We start from the raw sequence: 18,103 nt of genomic DNA on the forward strand, positions 1-18,103 counted from the left end.
GCGCGGGGGCCGGGGGGCGCACGCTTTTGGCCAAGAGCGCGCGGCGCGTGACCGTACGCGCCCCGGCCGACGGCCCGCGGGCCTGCCCGGTGGGTCCGGCACCGGCCGTACGGCGGTGCCGGAGGCAAACGACGGGGGACGCCCGCCTCCGGCACCGCCGCTTCATACGGCGTCGGCGGGCGCCCCGTTCAGAAGCGGTCCGTCCCATGGCGCGTTCAGCGTCGGGGCCCGCCCCCGGGCGCTACGCCCCGCGTGTCACGCCCAGAGCTGCCCGTGCAGCGTCTCGATGGCGGCCTCGGTGGACTCGGCGGTGTAGACGCCGGTGGACAGGTACTTCCAGCCGCCGTCGGCGACGACGAAGGCGATGTCGGCGGACTGGCCGGCCTTGACCGCCTTCTTGGCCACACCGATCGCCGCGTGCAGGGCGGCGCCCGTCGAGACGCCCGCGAAGATGCCCTCCTCGGCGAGGAGTTCGCGGGTGCGGCGCACGGCGTCCTCGGAGCCGACCGAGAACCGGGTGGTGAGCACCGACTCGTCGTACAGCTCGGGCACGAAGCCCTCGTCGAGGTTGCGCAGCCCGTAGACCACGTCGTCGTAGCGCGGCTCGGCGGCGACGATCTGTACGCCGGGGACGTGCTCGCGCAGATAGCGGCCGACGCCCATGAGCGTGCCGGTGGTACCCAGGCCCGCCACGAAGTGGGTGATGGACGGCAGGTCGGCGAGGATCTCCGGGCCGGTGGTGGCGTAGTGGGCACCGGCGTTGTCGGGGTTGCCGTACTGGTAGAGCATCACCCAGTCGGGGTGTTCGGCGGCCAGTTCCTTGGCGACCCGTACGGCCGTGTTGGAGCCGCCCGCCGCGGGCGAGGAGATGATCTCGGCGCCCCACATGGCGAGCAGCTCGCGGCGCTCGGAGGAGGTGTTCTCCGGCATGACGCAGACGATCCGGTAGCCCTTGAGCTTGGCCGCCATCGCCAGCGAGATGCCGGTGTTGCCCGAGGTGGGCTCCAGGATCGTGCAGCCGGGCGTGAGCCGCCCGTCCTTCTCGGCCTGTTCGATCATGTGGAGCGCGGGGCGGTCCTTGACCGAGCCGGTCGGGTTGCGGTCCTCCAGCTTGGCCCAGATGCGGACGTCGGCGGAGGGCGACAGCCGCGGCAGGCGGACCAGCGGGGTGTTGCCGACCGCCGCCAGCGGGGAGTCGTACCGCATCAGCGCTGTTCCCGGGGGCCGTCGGACATGCCCGAGCCGCCGGCCACGGCCGGGAGGATGGTGACGCTGTCGCCGTCGCTGAGCTTGGTGGAGATGCCCTCCAGGAAGCGCACGTCCTCGTCGTTGAGGTAGACGTTCACGAAGCGGCGCAGCTGGCCGCCGTCGACGAGGCGCTCACGGATGCCGCTGTGGCGGCTCTCCAGGTCGGCGAAGAGGTCGGCGAGGGTGTCCCCGCTCCCCTCGACAGCCTTCTGGCCGTCGGTGTAGGTGCGGAGGATGGTCGGGATACGGACCTCGATGGCCATGGGTGCTCCTGTGGGAGGGCGGGACGTGCGGGATGGGCGTGCGCGCGGCGCAGGCGTGCGTCGCGGGGTGGCGCTGTGCGGGAGAGCGCGGGTGGGCGCGCGCAGGCGTGCTGCGCGCCGCGGCCGCCGCGCGGCCGGGATCCGGCGGCGTCAGGCGGCAGTGCGCTTCGGACAGATGGCGCTGGCGAGGCGGCACAGGTCGACGTGCAGCCGCGCCACAAGCAACATGCCCGGCGTCTTCTCGCTCACGTCGTGGAAAACCATGCGGTCATCGTATCGATTCCCGGTCCGGTGACTGGAACCTCGTCTTGCGATCCGGACGGTTGCCGCACACCTGGTGGGACACGGTGCGGCGGGAGTACGGGTCAGGAGCGCCCCTCGTACGCCGCGATGCGGTCGTCCCTGCTGGTCAGGCAGCAGCTGGCGCAGCGTACGGCTTCGGCGCTCGTGTAGAAGAGGCAGCAGGTCCGTCGGAGGTAGACCAGGCGCCGGGTGCCGTCCGGGCGCGTGACGGCGGCCACATCGCCCAGCTCGGCGAGCCCGCCGGGCGCGCCGTCCAGGAAGGCGGCCCAGCGGCGGGCCAGCAGGCCGGGATCGGCGCGGGAGGCGCCGAGGGCGGTCGCGCAGCCGTGCGCCACTCCCCCGCGCAGCTGCCGCAGCCCGGCCCGGGTGCGCTCCCGCAGGGCGTCGGCCAGGGGGAGCAAGTGCTGGGCGAGGACGGCATGTTGGAGGGCACCGACGGTTTCGGCCGGTGCGCGCCGGGGCGGGCCGTCGCCCTCCCCCGTCCTGTCCAGCATCCGGAACGCCCGCAGCCGTACCTCCGCGATCCCGTGCCCGGGGTCCGGCCGCAGGAGGACGTTCCCGGGCCGTACGTCCAGCACGCGCCCGGTCAGCGCCCAGTACAGGACGGCCGCCGCGGTGACCCGCCCCGCGTAGACCGCGATGAGGGTGAGAGCGGCGGCGTGCGCAGTGCGGTGGCCGCTGCCCCGGTACTCGGTGTCCAGCAGGCGGGACAGTTCCGGGCCGTACGGGTCGAGCAGCCGGTCGGCGGCGAGCCAGCCGGACGCGCCGGGCGGCGGGGCGCCGAGCCCGAGGCGGTAGCGGGGGCCGTGGGCGGCAAGGGCCGCGAGGGCAGCGAGCGGGCCGTCCTGGACGGCCGCCTCCTCGTACGCACTCATCGCCGCACCGCCCCGGGCGGCTCCACGTCAGCGCCCACGTCCACATCAGCGTCCACGTCCACATCAGCGTCCACGTCCACGTCAGCGTCCACGTCTGCGACCACGCCCGCATCCCCCCTCGCCCCCGGCGGCAGATACACCACCGTCGGCGCCCCCGTCACCGGATGCACGCTGACCTCGGCCGCCACCCCGTACACCTCGGCCAGCAGCCCGGGCGTGAGGATCTCGTGCGGCGTGCCGTGGGCGACGACGCGGCCCGCGCGCAGCACGTACAGGCGGTCGCAGTAGTACGCGGCGAGGTTGAGGTCGTGCAGCGCGAGCAGGGCGCTGGTGCCGAGGCCGGTGACGAGGGAGAGGACGTCGAGCTGGTAGCGGATGTCGAGATGGTTGGTGGGCTCGTCGAGGACGAGCAGCGACGGCTGCTGCACCAGGGCCCGCGCGACCAGGACGCGCTGCCGTTCGCCGCCCGAGAGCGCGGCGAAGGAACGGTCGTGCAGCGCCGCGGCGCCCACCCGGGCCAGCGCCTGGTCGGTGAGCGCGGCGTCGGCCGCCGAGTCGGTCTCCCAGAAGCGCTTGTGCGGGGAGCGGCCCATGGCGACGATCTCGCGCACGGTCAGCTCGAACGCGGCCCCGCCGTCCTGCGGGACGGTGGCGATGCACCGGGCCCGCTCCTTGGCGGAGAATCCGGCCAGGTCCCGCCCGTCGAGGGTGACCCGGCCGTGGGTGGGGGCGAGGGTGCCGTAGACGCAGCGCAGCAGGGTGGTCTTGCCGCTGCCGTTGGGGCCTACGAGGCCCACCGTTTCCCCGGGGCCGACGTACAGATCGGCGCCGTCGACCAGGTGGCGGCCGTCGATGCCGTACGACAGGCCCTCGGCCCGCAGTTCGGCGGGGGCCGGGGCGCGGCCGACGGCATCCGTGGTCGGGCCGTTCATCCGGTGATTCCTTCCGTACGCGTCGTGCGGCGCAGCAGCCACAGGAAGAACGGTCCGCCGGCCAGCGCCGTGATCACGCCGACGGGGATCTCCTGGGAGCCCGCGACCGTACGGGCCAGCAGATCGGCGAGGACGACGAAGACCGCGCCCGCGAGCGCCGCGACCGGCAGCAGGGCGCGGTGCGAGGCGCCGACGAACATCCGCACGGCGTGCGGCACCATCAGGCCGACGAAGCCGATCGAGCCGCTGGCCGCCACGAGCACGCCGGTGACCAGCGAGGCGAGGACGAAGACGGCGGCGCGGAAGCGGCCGGTGTCCAGGCCGAGGACGGTGGCACCCTCCTCCCCGACCAGCAGCAGGTCCAGCGGCCTGGCAAGGGTGAGCAGCAGCGCGAGCCCGGCGAGCAGGACGGCGGCGGGCAGCCACAGCGTGTTCCAGCGGGCCTGGCCGAGGCCGCCGAGCGTCCAGAACATGATCGCCCGCAGATGCTCGGCCTCGGCGGCGGTGACCAGGACGAGGCTGGTGAGCGCGGACAGGATGTACTGCACGGCGACGCCCGCCAGCACCAGCCGCCCGGTGGTCATGGTGCCGCCGCGCCGGGCCATGGCGTATACGGCGATCAGCGCGGCCAGCGAGCCCACGAAGGCGCCCAGCGGCATCGAGACGGTGGTGGCCACGCCGCTGCCGACGCCCAGGACGACGACCATGACGGCGCCGGTGGAGGCTCCCGAGGAGACGCCGAGCAGGAACGGGTCGGCGAGCGGGTTGCGGACCAGCGCCTGGAGGACGGTGCCGAGGACGGCCAGCCCCGCGCCGACGACGGCGCCGAGCAGCACGCGCGGCAGCCGGACGTCGAGCACGATGGTCGGGTACGGGCCGGGCGGCGCGTCCCCGGACAGGATGCGCAGCACGTCGCCGGGCGGGATGTTGACGGAGCCGAGGACGAGGCCGGCCAGCGCCGCCGCGAGCAGGGCGGCGACCAGGACGGCCAGGACGAGGGTGTAGCGCAGCCGGCGCGGCGGTGCCGCGGTCTTGCAGGTCACCGGGGGCTACTTGACGGCGTCCGGGTGCAGCTGTCCGGCCAGCGACCGGACCGCGTCCGGTACGCGGACGCCGAGCACCGCACTGGACAGCGGCAGTACCGCGAACCGCTTGTTCTTGACGGCCGGTACGTCCTGCAGCGCCGGGTCGTCCAGCAGCCGCTTCTTCTTCGCCTCGACGGTGGTGCCGCCGTAGTCGTAGATCACGATGATCTCGGGCTTGCGCTCGACGATCTGCTCCCAGGACACGTCGGTGAAGGTCTTGTCCGTGTCCGCGAAGATGTTGCGGCCGCCCGCGAGGGAGATGATCTCGTTGCCGATGCCCTTGCCGCCCGCGGTGTGCACCGCGGTGTCGCCGCTGTCGTAGACGAAGACGGAGGCCGGGGCGACGCCCTTGAGCTTCGCCTTGGTGGTGTCGATCGTCGTCTCGGCCTTCTTGACCAGGGCCTCGGCCCGGTCGCGTACGCCGAAGGTGGCGCCGACCTCGCGGATCTCCTGGGCGAGCTGCTGTACGCCGGTCTTGCCGTGGGAGCAGTACTCGACGTTCAGGCGGGTCCTGATGCCGGACTTCTCCAGGGCCGCCCGTTCCCGGCCCTCGCCCTTGTCGAAGGCGCTGGCGTACCCGCCGTAGACGAAGTCGGGGTTGGCGCCGAGCAGCGTCTCGTACGAGGGGTACTCCTTGGCGAGCACCTTGACGTTCTTGTAGTCCTTCTCGTACTGCGGCAGCACCTTGTCATCGAGGTAGGCGGTGCCCGCGAGCCGGTCCTTGAGGCCGAGGGCGAGCATGATCTCGGTGGTGTGCTGGTTCATGGTCACCGCGCGCTGCGGCGGTGCCTGGAAGGTGGTGCTGACGCCGCAGTTGGTGACGGTGTACGGGAAGCCGGCCGCCTTGGCCCCGGTCCCGCCGGACGCCTTGCCGTCGTCGCCGCTGCCGCAGGCGGCGAGCGGCAGCAGGAGCGCCGCCGGGATGAGCGCGCGCAGGGCACCACGGGACCTGGATCTGGACATGGCCGTGCCTCCTCCGGGGGATCCGCGTCCCCTGGTCGGTGTGCTGAGGGCGGCAGGTCAGTTCCTGGCTTCCGGGCCGTACGGCCTGGTCACAGTGGCGGGACCGTCCCGGATTCGCACCGGGTTCCTGGGTCCTGCCGCCCGAGGGTGATGCGGCACAGTGTGTCAGGTGCGGGGGCGGCGCCCGCCGCCGCGGTGGTCCGTACGGCCCGGCGGCCCGGCGGCCCGGCGGCCCGGCGGCCCGGCGGTCAGTACGCGTCCACGACCTCGACGTCTTCCTCCGTGACCTCGCCGTCCACGATCCGGAACGAGCGGAACTGGAACGGCCCCGCCTCGTCGGTGTCGGCCGTGGAGACCAGGACGTAGTGCGCGCCGGGCTCGTTCGCGTAGGAGATGTCCGTACGGGACGGGTACGCCTCGGTCGCGGTGTGCGAGTGGTAGATGATCACCGGTTCCTCGTCCCGGTCGTCCAGCTCGCGGTAGAGCTTGAGCAGGTCCTGGGAGTCGAACTCGTAGAAGGTGGGCGAGCGGGCGGCGTTGAGCATCGGGATGAACCGCTCGGGGCGTCCGCTGCCGACCGGGCCCGCGACCATGCCGCACGCTTCGTCCGGGTGGTCCTTGCGGGCGTGTTCCACGATCTCGTCGTACAGGGCCTTGGTAAGGGTCAGCATGGGGCCAAGAATAAGCAGGCGGGCCGGCCCGTACCGAGGCTTGGTACGAACCGGCCCGCATGCTGGACAGTTACCTCAACAGCCCGTTCGGTACGGGCCGTCCTCAGCCCTGCGTGTCACCCTTCTCGCCGCTCTTCACGGCCGCATCCGCCCCCACAGCGGTAGCGGCCGGCTTGGCGAACGACTCCGGGTTGCGCGACTTGAGCACCAGGTAGCTGACGCCCAGGACCAGTGCCCAGAACGGTGCCGCGTACAGCGAGACCCGGGCGTCCGGGTCCACGCCCATCATCACGATGACCATGCCGATGAAGGCCAGCGCGAAGATCGAGGTGTACGGGGAGCCGGGCGCCTTGAACTCGGACTGCGGCAGCTCGCCGCGGTTGGCCTTGGCCCGGTAGCGCAGCTGGGAGAGCAGGATCATGATCCAGGCCCACATACCGGAGATCGTCGCGAAGGACACCACCAGGTCGAACGCCTTGCCCGGCCACTGGTAGTTGATCCACACGCCGGCCAGCATCATCGCGACGGAGACGCCGGTGCCCCAGGTGGGCAGGCCGTTCTTGCTCAGGCGGGTGAACAGCTTCGGGCCCTGCCCGTTGAGCGCGAGGTCGCGCAGCATCCGGCCGGTGGAGTACATGCCGGAGTTGGCCGAGGACAGCGCCGCGGTCAGCACGACGAAGTTCACGATGGCCGCGCCGCCGTACAGACCGATCTTCTGGAAGGCCGCGACGAACGGGCTCACGCCCGGCTGGAAGACGGTCCAGCTGACGACGGACAGGATGATGATCAGCGCGCCGATGTAGAAGAGGCCGATCCGCCACGGCACGGTGTTGATCGCCTTGGGCAGGACCTTCTTCGGGTCGGTGGCCTCGCCCGCGGTGACACCGACGAGTTCGACCGCGAGGAAGGCGAACATCACGATCTGCAAGGTCATCAGCGTGCCGCCGATGCCCTTCGGGAAGAATCCGCCGTCCGACCACAGAAGGCTGAAGGAAGCGGTGTCGCCGGCGTCGGAGAAACCGAGAATGATGACGCCGAGACCGATGAGGATCATGCCGATGATCGCGGTGACCTTGACCATCGAGAACCAGAACTCCAGCTCACCGAAGAGCTTCACGGAGATCAGATTGATTCCGAACAGGGCGACCGTGAACACCAGGGCGGACGCCCACTGGGGTATTCCCTTGTTCCAGTACTGCACATAGGTGGCCGCTGCAGTCACTTCGGTGATACCGGTGACCACCCAGAACAGCCAGTACGTCCAGCCGGTCACGAAGCCCATGAACGGGCCGAGGAATTCACGGGCGTATTCCGAGAAGGAACCCGACACCGGGCGGTACATGAGCAGCTCGCCCAGGGCGCGCATGATGCAGAAGATGACCAGGCCCACGATGGCGTAGGCCAGGATGATGCTGGGTCCCGCTTTCGAGATCGCCTTGCCCGCTCCGAGGAACAGGCCGGTTCCGATGGCGCCACCAATGGCGATCATCTGGATCTGCCGGTTTCCCAGCCCCCGCTGGTAACCCTCTTCGGAAGCAGACCCCGCGGCTTCGTCGCCGCCGACTTTCTTTTCGACCTGCACAGAGGTCATGAGTGGTGCGCCCTTCTCCATTCCGACCCGGTCTGTCCGGATCGGGTTCCGATCCCCCCGGATGGAGTTCCTGCACGCCGACGGTCGGTCGGCCAAGCGCTCCCGGAGCAACAGGGGTGGCGTCACTCACGGCAGGTCGTGAACATCTATCACGGCCTCGCGCACCTCTACCAGTGATGTCGCGAAGCCGAGCACAAGAAAAGTAGGATAAATGCTGGAAAGGGCTGGTGGGTAGTCAGGGCCGGTGACGCGATCGTTATCCGGATTTGAGCGTCCTCTGAGCGGAGCCCCGGGCCGGGTGCGCGGACCGTGCCGCACGGGGCGCGCCGAGGCCGCGGCGAAACGGCCCGGATGCCAGACGCGGCACGGGTCGCGCGCCCGGGAGCAGCCCCTGGTGACGGCCCGGCCGAGGACGCCGGACCATCGGGCGGACGGCCCCGGTCACCACGCCGGAAGCGACGTAAATCACCGACCTGGAAGGCGGTCGCGGACCGCCCTAGCCGCCCCGGAGCGGACCGGACCAGCAGCCCACTCCGCCCTACTCCGCCCCCGTACCCCTCAGGCCGTCAACGTCTCGATCAAGCTCTCCTGAAGGCCGCCCAGCCACAGGTACGCCATCACCATCGGCTTGCGCGGGTCGCTGTCCGGCAGGCGCAGCAGCTCGCCGCTCTCGTCCTCGTCGGTGACCTCCAGGCGGGTGCCGATGGCCAGCCGGAGGTCGTTCAGGGCCCCCAGCCACTGCCGCGACTCGTCCGGCTTCAGGCGCAGTACGGCGCCGTCCACGGCGCCCTCCCCGCCCGAGCCGCCGACGGGGCCGAGCGCGTCCAGCGCCCGTACGACGGCGAGCGCGTCCTCGCGTTTGCGGGCGCGCAGATCGTTCTCCGTGTAGCGGCGGAACTCCGCCGCGGCGGCGTGCGTGGCGTCGTCCGGCACCTCGTCGGGGCCGCCGTACGCGTTGGGGAAGAGCCGGGCCAGCGCCGGGTCGGAGGGCGGCTCGCTGGGGCCGTCCGTGAACAGCGCGGCGAGCGGGTCCTCGCCCTCGGGCGCCTCCTCGCCCGGTCCGATCAGCTCCATGAGCTGGACGGCGAGGCTGCGCAGGATCGAGATCTCGACCTCGTCGAGGGGGGCGGCCGCACCGCCGCCGGGCAGGGGTTCGAAGTGTCCGGCCATCAGCGGTCCTGTGTGAGGGTCGCCCACAGGCCGTAGCCGTGCATCGCTTGCACGTCGCGCTCCATTTCCTCGCGGGTGCCGCTGGAGACCACCGCCCGCCCCTTGTGGTGAACGTCGAGCATGAGCTGCCGGGCCTTGCCCTTCGAGTAGCCGAAGTAGGTCTCGAAGACGTATGCCACGTAGCTCATGAGGTTGACGGGGTCGTTGTGCACCACCGTGACCCAGGGCACGTCCGGGTCCGGCACCTCGGCGGGTGCCTCGCTGGACTCCGGGCGTTCGATCTCCACGGGGGCGCTGAGCGCGCAGCGCGTCGATCGAAGGGCGATGGTGGCAGACGGGTCGGCGCTCACGGTGTCCATGCTGCCACCCGTGGTGGGGCATCGCACAAACGGCCCGGGGAAATCGTCAAAGTGACGAGTATGGGAGGTAGCATCTCACCATGAACACAGCAGACCTGGGGCTGCCGGTGGCCGTGCCGTCGACTGCGCTCTTCACCGACCAGTACGAACTCACCATGCTGCAGGCCGCGCTGCGGTCCGGGACCGCCGACCGCCGCTCGGTCTTCGAGGTCTTCACCCGGCGCCTGCCCGAAGGCCGCCGCTACGGAGTCGTCGCCGGGACCGGCCGGGTCCTGGACGCGGTGGAGAACTTCCGCTTCGACGAAACGATTCTCGGCTTCCTGCGCGACCGCGGCATCCTCGACGCGCGCACGCTGGACTGGCTGGCCGACTGCCGCTTCCGCGGCGACATCTTCGGCTACCCGGAGGGCGAGGTCTACTTCCCCGGCTCGCCGATCATGCGGGTGGAGGGCACCTTCGCCGAGGCGGTGCTGCTGGAGACGGTGATCCTCTCCATCCTCAACCACGACTCCGCGGTGGCCGCCGCCGCGTCCCGCATGGCCGTCGCGGCCGGCGACCGGCCGCTGATCGAGATGGGCGCCCGCCGCACCCACGAGCTCGCGGCGGTCGCCGCCGCTCGTTCGGCCTACGTGGGCGGCTTCCACTCCACGTCCGACCTGGCGGCCGGCTTCCGCTACAACATCCCCACCGTCGGCACCAGCGCCCACTCCTTCACCCTGCTGCACGACAGCGAGCGGGACGCGTTCCAGGCGCAGGTCGACTCCCTCGGCAGCGGCACGACGCTGCTCGTCGACACCTACGACGTCGCCGAAGCGGTCCGGACCGCCGTGGAGGTGGCCGGTCCCGGCCTCGGCGCCGTACGCATCGACTCCGGCGACCTGCTGCTGCTCGCCCACCGGGTACGGCAGCAGCTGGACGAGCTGGGCGCCCGCGACACCAGGATCGTCGTGACCAGCGACCTGGACGAGTACGCCATCGCCTCGCTCGCGGCGGCGCCGGTGGACGCGTACGGAGTGGGTACGCAACTGGTCACCGGCAGCGGACACCCCACCGCCTCCATGGTCTACAAGCTCGTCGCCCGCGCCGAGAGCGACGCCCCGGACGCGCCGCTGCGCCCGGTGGCGAAGAAGTCCATGGGCGGCAAGGCCTCGCTCGGCGGCCGCAAGTGGGCCGCGCGCCGGCTGGACGAACACGGCGTCGCCGAGACCGAGGTCGTCGGCACCGGCCCGGTACCGCCGGACCTGGCCGACCGGCTGCTGCCGGTGCCGCTGGTGCGCGGCGGTGAGGTCGTCGCCCGGGAGCCGCTGGACGCGGCGCGGGAGCGGCATATCGCGGCGCGGGCCGGGTTGCCGATGTCTGCGATGCAGTTGTCCCGTGGGGAGGCGGTGCTCCCGACCGAGCAGGTGTAGGCCGGTGCGGTGCCCGCTGGCGCGGGCGGTCGGCCCCGGTTCCTGGTCCGCCGGGGGCGGGCGGGCCGGTCCGTACGTGCATCCGGTGCCCACTCCCCCTCGGCGCGGAGAGTGGCTACCCTCGGTCACACCGCTCCGCGCCCCCTCCCTCCCCTCCCAGCCGGAAGGCTCGCACCATGCACCGGGCATTGATCGTCGTAGACGTGCAGAACGACTTCTGCGAGGGCGGCAGCCTCGCCGTGGCAGGTGGTGCGGATGTGGCTGCCGCCATCACCGATCTGGTGGGGCAGGCGGCGGGCAGCGGCTACCGGCACGTCGTGGCCACCCGCGACCACCACATCGAACCCGGCGACCACTTCTCGGCCCGCCCGGACTACGAGACGTCCTGGCCCCCGCACTGCGTCGCCGGCACGGAGGGCAGCGGCTTCCACCCCAACTTCGCGCCGGCGCTCGCGTCCGGGGCGGTCGACGCGGTCTTCTCCAAGGGCTCGCATTCCGCCGCGTACAGCGGCTTCGAGGGCGAGGACGAGAACGGCCGCCCCCTGGCCGACTGGCTGCATGGTCACGGGGTGACCGAGGTGGACGTGGTCGGGCTGGCCACGGATCACTGCGTGCGGGCTACGGCGTTGGATGCGGTGCGGGAAGGTTTCCGTACGCGGGTACTGCTTGGCCTGACGGCCGGGGTGGCGCCGGGGACGACGGAGGCTGCGCTGGAGCGGATGCGGGACGCTGGCGTCGAGCTGACCGGGAAGCCGGTGGTTATCGCGGCGTGAGCGCCCGTGGGGCGCGGTTTGCGTTGTGGGGGTGCGCGTCCCGCGCCTAGGGTCCGGTGGGTGGGGCTCGGGGCCACACAGGGGTCACTCCTCGTTGCCGGGGACGCGACCTTGTGGTCATTCGTGACCGGGGCCTCGGTCGCCTGCGGGGAGACCCCTGTATGTCCCCGAGCCGCTCCGTGGGCGGCTTTCCCGCCGCCGTGGCTGGGAACTGCACAAAACCCGGCCGAGGGCTCACGCGCGACGCGGAGGCGCCCCCTGCCCTGCGCCTATACGTGCGCGAGCTTGACCACATGGTGGGCGCGCACCAAGGCTTTCTTTTCCCTCACCCCACCGGCCCGCACTCGCCCAACCGACCGGAGGGGGCGTGTAGGGGGCCATCCCCGCAGGCAGCCGGGTGCCCTCGGTTCACTATCAACCCTTGGACGCCGTGCACGGTGCCGAGGAGTTGGCCCCCCCACCAAGCGAAGCGCAGCGATTAGCGACACCGCAACAGAGCTCGTATCGGATGCCAAGACTCCGTATCGTCCTCCGGTGTCTCGCGCCACACCAGCCCGTCCGGGTGGTGCAGGACGGCCGTGACCTCGTCAGGGGTCGGTGGCTCCTGGTTACCGCGCAGATACACCGCCCGGAGCCCCAGATTCCGCAACCGCGTGAGCGCTCGCTGGCGGTTCACGGCGTGGACGAGCACCCGTACACGGTGCCCCGTATGGCCCGGTCTGGGCAGCGCCAGGGCGACCACCACGCTTCCGCCGGGAAGCCTGATGAACCCTCCTCCGGTTGTGGACATGCGCACCCCGTAAGACTCGGTGTCAACAAGAACTCGCACGATGCATCTAAACGCGATCGGCCGCCGCCCGCTAGGGGGCGACGGCCGATCGGCTTATGACCTGCGGTTTTGCTGATTACTTGGTGGAGGGGCCCACCTGGAGGAGCACCTGGGAGCCGTTCCAGGCCTCTGTGACGACCTTGATGCGGGTGTTGGTGTCAGCAACGATCACGCCACCGGTCGGGTTCGACTCGTCGTAGTAGTCGCCCTTGCGGTCGTCGAAGACGGTCACCCCGGGCTTCGACGAGATCTTGGTGACCTTGCCGTCCTTGTGGAGCGTCAGCGCATCCGTACGGTGCGCGGTGAAGGTCGAGTCGTAGGACTGGAAGCGGTTGCGCATCAGCTTGCCGTCCGACCACTTCTCGGCCTTCGGGTGGGCGTCGACCGGCAGGATCTGGCCGTAGCCCGGGTGCTGGCCCACGTTGTTGTCCGGCTGCGAGGTGTCCCACAGCCAGATCAGGACGCCGTTCTGGTACGGGAAGTGCTCGACCCACTGCGGGCGGGTGGACGACCAGCCGAAGTTGTACGGGCCGGTCTGGAGGGTCTTGTCGTACGAGATGTACTGGCGGTTCTCGGCGATGTAGTAGCGCGGGTAGTCCTTGGTGAAGGACGCGCCGATGCGCGAGAAGCCCTTGGCCGCCCAGCCGTTGTCCCCGGCCTCGGCGCCATCCGTGAACAGGGCCGTGCCGTCCGCGGTCACCGAGATCGCGTCGGCGGCGAAGCCCTTCTGGGCCGCCCCGCCGTCCGTCTGGTAGCGGAAGCGCAGGTCGATCTTCTTGCCGGCGTAGGCGTCGAGCGGGAAGACCAGGTCCTTGTAGGAGCCCGAGGTGCCGGTCAGCGCGGGCTTGTCGCTGCCGTCGCGGGGGATCGCCTTGCCGTCGGCGGTGCCGTCCAGCGGCGTGTAGTTGGCGCCGCCGTCCGTGGAGACCTCGGCGTACGCGAAGTCGTAGTTCTGCTCGATGTCCCACCAGCCCTTGAGGGTCAGGGCGGCCGTCTTCTTGCCGGTGAGGTCCACGGAGCGGGTCAGGGTGTTCTTCAGGTCGTTGCCCATGCCGCTCCACCACTGCTGGGTGCCTTCGGCGGGCTTGACGACGTCGGTACGGACCGACTTGGCGGGCAGTTCGACCACCACGGCCTGCTTGTTCTTCGTGTTGTACTCGGCGACGCCCAGCATGTGGGTGGACTTGGTGGCCGCCTTCGCCTTGGCGTAGTTCAGCCAGCCGAGCTGGAGCTTGTCCCAGGCGCTCATGTCGCCGGGGAGGTCGCCGATGGCGTCCTTGCCGCGGCCGAGCCAGGAGCCGCCGGACATCAGCGACCAGGAGTCGACGGAGGACTCACCGGTGCCGGTGGTGTCGTACTCGTCCGGCAGGCCGAGGTCGTGGGCGTACTCGTGGGCGAAGACGCCCAGGCCGCCGTTCTCGGGCTGCATCGTGTAGTCACCGACCCAGACACCGGTGGTGCCTATCTGGGTGCCGCCGGCCTTGTTGCCGGCCGGGCCGGTGTGGCCGGAGTCGCTGCCGTACGCGTACCAGCGGTGCGCCCAGATCGCGTCCTTGCCCTGCGCGCCGCCGCCCGCGGACTCGTCCTCGCCGGCGTGCACGATCTGGAAGTGGTCGATGTAGCCGTCGGGCTCGTTGAAGTTGCCGTCGCCGTCGTGGTCGTAGCGGTCCCACTGGTCGTACTTGGCGAGGTCGGCCTTGATCTGGGCGTCGGTGCGGCCCTTGGCCTTCTGGTCCTCGGCCCAGCGGTTGACGCCGTCGCGGATCAGGTCCCAGGCGCTGGGGCAGTTGGTGGAGCCGCAGTAGTTGGACCCGTAACGGGCCTCGTTCCAGTCGACCTTGACCCAGTCGGAGACCTCGCCGTCGACCGAGTAGCGGCCCGAGGACTGCTTCTCGTAGTACTTGGCCAGGGACTCCTTGTTCTTGTCGTGCGAGAAGTAGAGGTCCTGGAAGTGCTGGCGGTTGTAGTCCTTCTGCCAGGCGGTGGAGTTGTCGTTGCGGCGGTCGGGCTGCGCGATGGTGTTGTGCGCGGGCCCGGCCGTGCCGCCGTACTTCTTCACCGGGGGCTTGGGGCCGTCGCCGTCCGGGTCGTACATCGTGGTGTCGTCGACCTTGTTGCCGAACTCGACCAGGATGGTGAAGATCTTGTCGGTCTTCTCGCGGGCGAGTTCGACGTACTTGCCGCCGTTCAGCTTCACGACCTGCGAGGCGCCGCGCTTGGTGGGCTTGGCGTCGCCGGATATGACCTGCTGCAGCGCTTCCTTGCGCTGCGCCGCCTGCTGGTCGCTGAACGGACCCTTCAGGTCGTGGTCGACGGCCTGCTTGGCGGGGGATCCGGGGTCCTGCCGCTGGACGGCGAGCGGCCCGTGGCCCTCGTCGGCCTGCGCCGGCGCGCCGGAAGACAGGGCGGCCGCCCCGATCGCGGCGGCGGCGGTGACCAGGGCGGCCGGTCTGAACGCCCGTCTCTTGGCTCTCACTTGGCGCATTCCTCCCCATGGGAAATGGTCGCTGGATGCCAGCATTTGACCGGAAGGGGAGGGGAAAAGACAGACCTTGACTTGGTCACGTCAGAGAAGTACGGTTTTCGACCCTCAGGTTGCGGCTATCGGACAGGCACGTGACCGTTTCGTACGTACGCGCACTCCCCCCGGCGGCTCCCCCGCGATGTGCTCCGCACACGCCAACCAGCGCCCCGATCAGGGACGTTCAAACTCCGGATGAATCCGTGCGCCCCCTATGCTCCGGAACCGTGGGTTAGGTCACGCTTACCGCCAGTTCCGCTCGGGCAGTAAGGACCGTAGAGTCATTTGACGGCGCGCGCCCCTGTCGACCACACCCCTGCCGACCTCTTGAGGACGGATCCGCCATGCCTCGTCCGACTGCCGCACAGCTCGCCTACGGTTCGGCCACCGTCATCTTCTCGACCCTCGCCATGCTGCTGCTCTCACAGACCCGGACCGGCGTCGGTATCGCGGTCATCGCCGTCGCCGCGTTGGCCCTCGGCCTGCTGGTCGCCATGACGGCGCCGCTGCCGGGGGCTTTTCACGTGGCGCGCCGTACGGCCCGGCGCGCGGGCGCGGGCCCGCAGCCGGCGTCCACCACCCGTACGACGACGGTGCGCCTGCCGCGCCAGCGCACCCACGCGGGCGTCTCCTCCGAGGCGCGCGTCGGCGAGCACTCCCGTTAGTCACCCGTCCGTGGCTGGTGGACGCGCGTAGGCGGCCGGGCACCGCTCAGGAGAGGGGTGCGCCGACCGCCGGTTGACGCGCCGGAGCCGCCGTGCGGCCGGGACGCCGGACACCGCCGTGACCCGGCGGCGCCGCCGGGTCACGGCCGCCGCTGCGTCAGGCGGCGGAGACCACCACGGTCTTCGCCGCCTTGTCGTGCAGGCACTGCTGGTACGGCTTGTCCCAGGTGCACCACAGGACGTTGACGAGCCAGAAGATGAAGCCGCAGCACGGCACGATCTCCGGGAGCGTGTAGACCACCGCCCGCACCCACCCCGCCTGTCCGGCCGGCACCGCGCCGTTCTCCAGCATTCCCACCCGGATCTTCATCACCATCTTGCCGACGGTCTGCCCGCGGCTGGTGAGCATCAGGCCCTCGTAGACGAGGTAGGCCAGCATCGTGACGCCGGAGACCCACGCCTGCCGGCCGGTCTGCGTGTCGTCGGTCGTCCAGTAGTCGAAGCCGCCGACGATCGCGCTCATGATCAGGCCGACCGGTACGCAGACGATGATCCAGTCGATGATGCGGGCCACCAGCCGGCGGCCCCGGTTCGCCAGCGGCGGCATCCCGGCGAGCGGGTCGGCGGCGCCGTACTGGCCGCCGTAGGGGTTCCCGCCGTACGGATCGCCGCCGTACGGGGGCGGGGGCATCCCGCCGGGCGGCGGGCCGCTGCCGGGAGGCGGGGCGCCGCCGTACGGGTCCCCGCCGGGCGGCTGTTCACCGTACGGGGTGGCGTTGGCCGGCCGGTCGTACGGGGAGCCCTCCGCCGGGCGGCCGTACGGAGAGCCACCGGCCGGCTCGTCCCGGTACGGAGAGCCGCCCGCCGGCGGTTCCTGCGGCCTCTTCAGGAACGGGTCGTTCTCCGGTGGTTCGCCGCCGGAGCCGGGCCTGGGCTGGTCGGTGCTCATGGCCCGAGTCGAACCCGGGCCGCGCGGCTCCGCATCCGGCGAGGGCCGGGCGGGTGACGCGGTCCGGCGGGCGGCCTGCTTCTCGGCCTACTCGGCCTTCTCGGCGACGAACGTCCGCGCGAGCTTGTCGTGCCAGCATTGCCGCCACGGGCGGTCGAACAGGCACCACACCGCGTTGACGACCCCGACCGCCAGGACGCCGAGCACCCCGTACACCAGCCACCGCTTGATCACCGCGGACAGCGGCGGGGTGTCGTGCCCCTCGATGTCCAGCACCCGCACACCGCACAGCTTCTTGCCGAGCGTGTGGCCCCACTTGGCGGTGGGCAGCACCTCGTACAGTCCGCCGCCGACGAGCAGCACGGCGAGCACGATGGCCAGATAGGGGCCGGTCGTGCCGTCCAGCAGGTAGACCGTGACCTCGCGCCCGGACTGCTTGGCGGCCTCCACCTTGGCGTCGATGTGGTCGGTGGCCGGGCCCCACAGCGGTACGGCGGCGACGCCGGTGATGACGGCCAGGGCGAGCGTGTCGATCAGGCGGGCGGCGAACCGGCGGCCGAGCGAGGCCGGGCGGCCCTGCGCCTGCGCCGCCGCGGCGAACGGGTCGGAGGTCGGCGGCTTCCAGGGCACGACGCCCTCGGCCGCGCCGCCGTCCTGCTGCGGCGGGAAGCCTGCGAAGGGGGGCGCGGGCTGGGCCTGCGGCGCGGGCTGTGGCGGCGCCTGATGGACCGGCGCGTGCGGCGCCGGTGCCTGCTGGACCTGCTGAGGCGGGAACGGCTGGTGCGGGGCCGGCTGGTGCGGGGTGAGCGGCGCGGCGGGCGCGGGCCCGGCCTGCGGCTGTGGCTGCGGCTGTGGCTGCGGCTGTGGCTGTACGGGCCCCTGCGGCGCCTGCTGGGCCGGCCCCTGGGCGGCGGCGGCCGGACCGCCGGGGCCGGGCTGCGCGGCCCCCTGCTGCGGTCCTGGACCGGCCGGGGGCTGCTGCGTGCCGGTGGACGGCAGCGGCTGCGGCACCGTACTGCCGGGCGCGGTCGACGGCGCGGACGACGGCGATGCGGGCCCGGCCTGCGGCGCCACCCGGAACGCCATCGTGTCGCTCTTGCCGCCCGCGTTCCCTTCGGGGCGTACGGCGCGGATCGTGGTCGTACCGTGATCGCGGCGCGGGCCCTCCTCGTCCCGTACGGCGCGGATGGTGACCGTACCGTCGGAGCGCGGGGCGCCCTCGCCCTCCGCCGGTGTCCCGGCCGGGGCGGCGGCCTCGTCCCGCTGCTGCGGCAGCCCGGCCTGCCGCTCCTCGGGCGAGCCCCAGGCGATACGGCGGTCCTGCTCGCCGCCGAAGCCGTTCTGCCGGGCCGTGTCGGCCTGCCAGGCGGAGGCCGGGGCGCCCGTGCCGGAAGCGGCGCCCGCCTCGGCCGGCCCGCCGGGCTCCCCGTCGTCGTCGAGGAAGACCGGGCCGGTCTCCTCCACGGCGGGAGTGGGGGCGGGCGCGGGGGCCTGGGC

General features: G+C 71.7%; 18 protein-coding genes and 1 riboswitch. Of the genes, 3 read left to right on the top strand and 15 right to left on the bottom strand.

Translation table 11 applies throughout. From position 1 onward, the window contains the following. Window positions 1-255: 255 nt before the first annotated feature. From IH45_RS0140930 to clpS, 11 genes are all read right to left on the bottom strand, one after another. A complete protein-coding gene (locus IH45_RS0140930; protein WP_030681584.1) occupies window positions 256-1,206 on the bottom strand; it encodes a PLP-dependent cysteine synthase family protein in 951 nt (316 codons plus the stop codon). Beyond that, the gene (locus IH45_RS0140935) at window positions 1,206-1,511 is read right to left on the bottom strand and encodes a MoaD/ThiS family protein (protein WP_030681586.1); all 306 of its coding nucleotides are present in this window, start codon (window positions 1,509-1,511) and stop codon (window positions 1,206-1,208) included. Before IH45_RS0140935 ends, IH45_RS0140930 begins: the two co-directional genes overlap by 1 nt. A 150-nt stretch (window positions 1,512-1,661) precedes the next feature. Then, window positions 1,662-1,775: a putative leader peptide gene (locus IH45_RS1000000150910; protein ID WP_317985625.1), complete on the bottom strand. Its 114-nt coding sequence runs from the start codon at window positions 1,773-1,775 to the stop codon at window positions 1,662-1,664. Between the two features lie 101 nt (window positions 1,776-1,876). After that, a complete protein-coding gene (locus IH45_RS0140945; RefSeq protein ID WP_030681587.1) occupies window positions 1,877-2,689 on the bottom strand; it encodes a (2Fe-2S)-binding protein in 813 nt (270 codons plus the stop codon). Further along, window positions 2,686-3,621 carry an ABC transporter ATP-binding protein gene (locus IH45_RS0140950; protein ID WP_234440877.1) on the bottom strand — a complete coding sequence of 312 codons (936 nt, stop codon included), beginning with the start codon at window positions 3,619-3,621 and terminating at the stop codon, window positions 2,686-2,688. The genes IH45_RS0140945 and IH45_RS0140950 overlap by 4 nt, the downstream gene beginning before the upstream one ends. Next, window positions 3,618-4,664, bottom strand: a complete 1,047-nt coding sequence (locus IH45_RS0140955) for a FecCD family ABC transporter permease (RefSeq protein WP_030681590.1) — start codon at window positions 4,662-4,664, stop codon at window positions 3,618-3,620. Before IH45_RS0140955 ends, IH45_RS0140950 begins: the two co-directional genes overlap by 4 nt. 6 nt (window positions 4,665-4,670) lie before the next feature. After that, window positions 4,671-5,669: an ABC transporter substrate-binding protein gene (locus tag IH45_RS0140960; RefSeq protein ID WP_030681591.1), complete on the bottom strand. Its 999-nt coding sequence runs from the start codon at window positions 5,667-5,669 to the stop codon at window positions 4,671-4,673. A gap of 38 nt (window positions 5,670-5,707) precedes the next feature. Continuing rightward, window positions 5,708-5,822, bottom strand: a riboswitch (cobalamin riboswitch). Window positions 5,823-5,917: 95 nt separating this feature from the next. Continuing rightward, on the bottom strand, window positions 5,918-6,340 hold the full coding sequence (locus IH45_RS0140965) for a M67 family metallopeptidase (protein ID WP_030681592.1): 423 nt from the start codon (window positions 6,338-6,340) through the stop codon (window positions 5,918-5,920). Window positions 6,341-6,443: 103 nt separating this feature from the next. Further along, window positions 6,444-7,931, bottom strand: a complete 1,488-nt coding sequence (locus tag IH45_RS0140970; protein ID WP_030681593.1) for an amino acid permease — start codon at window positions 7,929-7,931, stop codon at window positions 6,444-6,446. A gap of 558 nt (window positions 7,932-8,489) precedes the next feature. Next, window positions 8,490-9,101 (bottom strand): DUF2017 domain-containing protein, encoded by a 612-nt coding sequence (locus IH45_RS0140975; RefSeq protein WP_030681595.1) that lies wholly within the window; start codon window positions 9,099-9,101, stop codon window positions 8,490-8,492. Beyond that, window positions 9,101-9,460, bottom strand: coding sequence for an ATP-dependent Clp protease adapter ClpS (clpS, locus tag IH45_RS0140980; protein WP_234440878.1), 360 nt, complete (start codon window positions 9,458-9,460; stop codon window positions 9,101-9,103). The genes IH45_RS0140975 and clpS overlap by 1 nt, the downstream gene beginning before the upstream one ends. Window positions 9,461-9,540: 80 nt before the next feature. On the opposite strand from clpS, the gene IH45_RS0140985 reads away from it, so the two are divergent. Then, on the top strand, window positions 9,541-10,869 hold the full coding sequence (locus tag IH45_RS0140985; protein WP_030681599.1) for a nicotinate phosphoribosyltransferase: 1,329 nt from the start codon (window positions 9,541-9,543) through the stop codon (window positions 10,867-10,869). 176 nt (window positions 10,870-11,045) lie between these two features. Then, entirely contained in the window at window positions 11,046-11,642 is a 597-nt protein-coding gene (locus IH45_RS0140990; protein WP_030681604.1) for an isochorismatase family protein, read from the top strand. A gap of 478 nt (window positions 11,643-12,120) precedes the next feature. On the opposite strand, the gene IH45_RS1000000150455 is transcribed toward IH45_RS0140990, so the two are convergent. Next, window positions 12,121-12,432: a hypothetical protein gene (locus tag IH45_RS1000000150455; RefSeq protein WP_078898027.1), complete on the bottom strand. Its 312-nt coding sequence runs from the start codon at window positions 12,430-12,432 to the stop codon at window positions 12,121-12,123. 115 nt (window positions 12,433-12,547) lie between these two features. Further along, window positions 12,548-14,947 carry an immune inhibitor A domain-containing protein gene (locus tag IH45_RS0140995; protein WP_107058814.1) on the bottom strand — a complete coding sequence of 800 codons (2,400 nt, stop codon included), beginning with the start codon at window positions 14,945-14,947 and terminating at the stop codon, window positions 12,548-12,550. A 389-nt stretch (window positions 14,948-15,336) separates the two neighbouring features. Between IH45_RS0140995 and IH45_RS01000000144695 the strand changes: the two genes are divergently transcribed. Continuing rightward, entirely contained in the window at window positions 15,337-15,657 is a 321-nt protein-coding gene (locus tag IH45_RS01000000144695; protein ID WP_032919414.1) for a hypothetical protein, read from the top strand. Window positions 15,658-15,814: 157 nt separating this feature from the next. Here the strand turns inward: IH45_RS01000000144695 and IH45_RS0141005 are convergent, their stop codons facing one another. Next, the gene (locus tag IH45_RS0141005; protein WP_030681611.1) at window positions 15,815-16,606 is read right to left on the bottom strand and encodes an RDD family protein; all 792 of its coding nucleotides are present in this window, start codon (window positions 16,604-16,606) and stop codon (window positions 15,815-15,817) included. Window positions 16,607-16,693: 87 nt separating this feature from the next. After that, on the bottom strand, window positions 16,694-18,103 hold a 1,410-nt coding region (locus tag IH45_RS0141010), incomplete at its 5' end, for an RDD family protein (protein WP_030681613.1).

The sequence above is a fragment of the Streptomyces rimosus subsp. rimosus genome, from assembly GCF_000720725.1.
Taxonomy (GTDB): Bacteria; Actinomycetota; Actinomycetes; order Streptomycetales; family Streptomycetaceae; genus Streptomyces; species Streptomyces rimosus_A.

Excerpts from the sequence above, each read along its gene's own strand:
- IH45_RS0140930 (WP_030681584.1), bottom strand. The coding sequence starts at position 1,206 with ATGCGGTACGACTCCCCGCTGGCGGCGGTCGGCAACACCCCGCTGGTC.
- IH45_RS0140935 (WP_030681586.1), bottom strand. The coding sequence starts at position 1,511 with ATGGCCATCGAGGTCCGTATCCCGACCATCCTCCGCACCTACACCGAC.
- IH45_RS1000000150910 (WP_317985625.1), bottom strand. The coding sequence starts at position 1,775 with ATGGTTTTCCACGACGTGAGCGAGAAGACGCCGGGCATGTTGCTTGTG.
- IH45_RS0140945 (WP_030681587.1), bottom strand. The coding sequence starts at position 2,689 with ATGAGTGCGTACGAGGAGGCGGCCGTCCAGGACGGCCCGCTCGCTGCC.
- IH45_RS0140950 (WP_234440877.1), bottom strand. The coding sequence starts at position 3,621 with ATGAACGGCCCGACCACGGATGCCGTCGGCCGCGCCCCGGCCCCCGCC.
- IH45_RS0140960 (WP_030681591.1), bottom strand. The coding sequence starts at position 5,669 with ATGTCCAGATCCAGGTCCCGTGGTGCCCTGCGCGCGCTCATCCCGGCG.
- IH45_RS0140965 (WP_030681592.1), bottom strand. The coding sequence starts at position 6,340 with ATGCTGACCCTTACCAAGGCCCTGTACGACGAGATCGTGGAACACGCC.
- IH45_RS0140970 (WP_030681593.1), bottom strand. The coding sequence starts at position 7,931 with ATGACCTCTGTGCAGGTCGAAAAGAAAGTCGGCGGCGACGAAGCCGCG.
- IH45_RS0140975 (WP_030681595.1), bottom strand. The coding sequence starts at position 9,101 with ATGGCCGGACACTTCGAACCCCTGCCCGGCGGCGGTGCGGCCGCCCCC.
- clpS (WP_234440878.1), bottom strand. The coding sequence starts at position 9,460 with ATGGACACCGTGAGCGCCGACCCGTCTGCCACCATCGCCCTTCGATCG.
- IH45_RS0140985 (WP_030681599.1), top strand. The coding sequence starts at position 9,541 with ATGAACACAGCAGACCTGGGGCTGCCGGTGGCCGTGCCGTCGACTGCG.
- IH45_RS0140990 (WP_030681604.1), top strand. The coding sequence starts at position 11,046 with ATGCACCGGGCATTGATCGTCGTAGACGTGCAGAACGACTTCTGCGAG.
- IH45_RS1000000150455 (WP_078898027.1), bottom strand. The coding sequence starts at position 12,432 with ATGTCCACAACCGGAGGAGGGTTCATCAGGCTTCCCGGCGGAAGCGTG.
- IH45_RS01000000144695 (WP_032919414.1), top strand. The coding sequence starts at position 15,337 with ATGCCTCGTCCGACTGCCGCACAGCTCGCCTACGGTTCGGCCACCGTC.
- IH45_RS0141005 (WP_030681611.1), bottom strand. The coding sequence starts at position 16,606 with ATGAGCACCGACCAGCCCAGGCCCGGCTCCGGCGGCGAACCACCGGAG.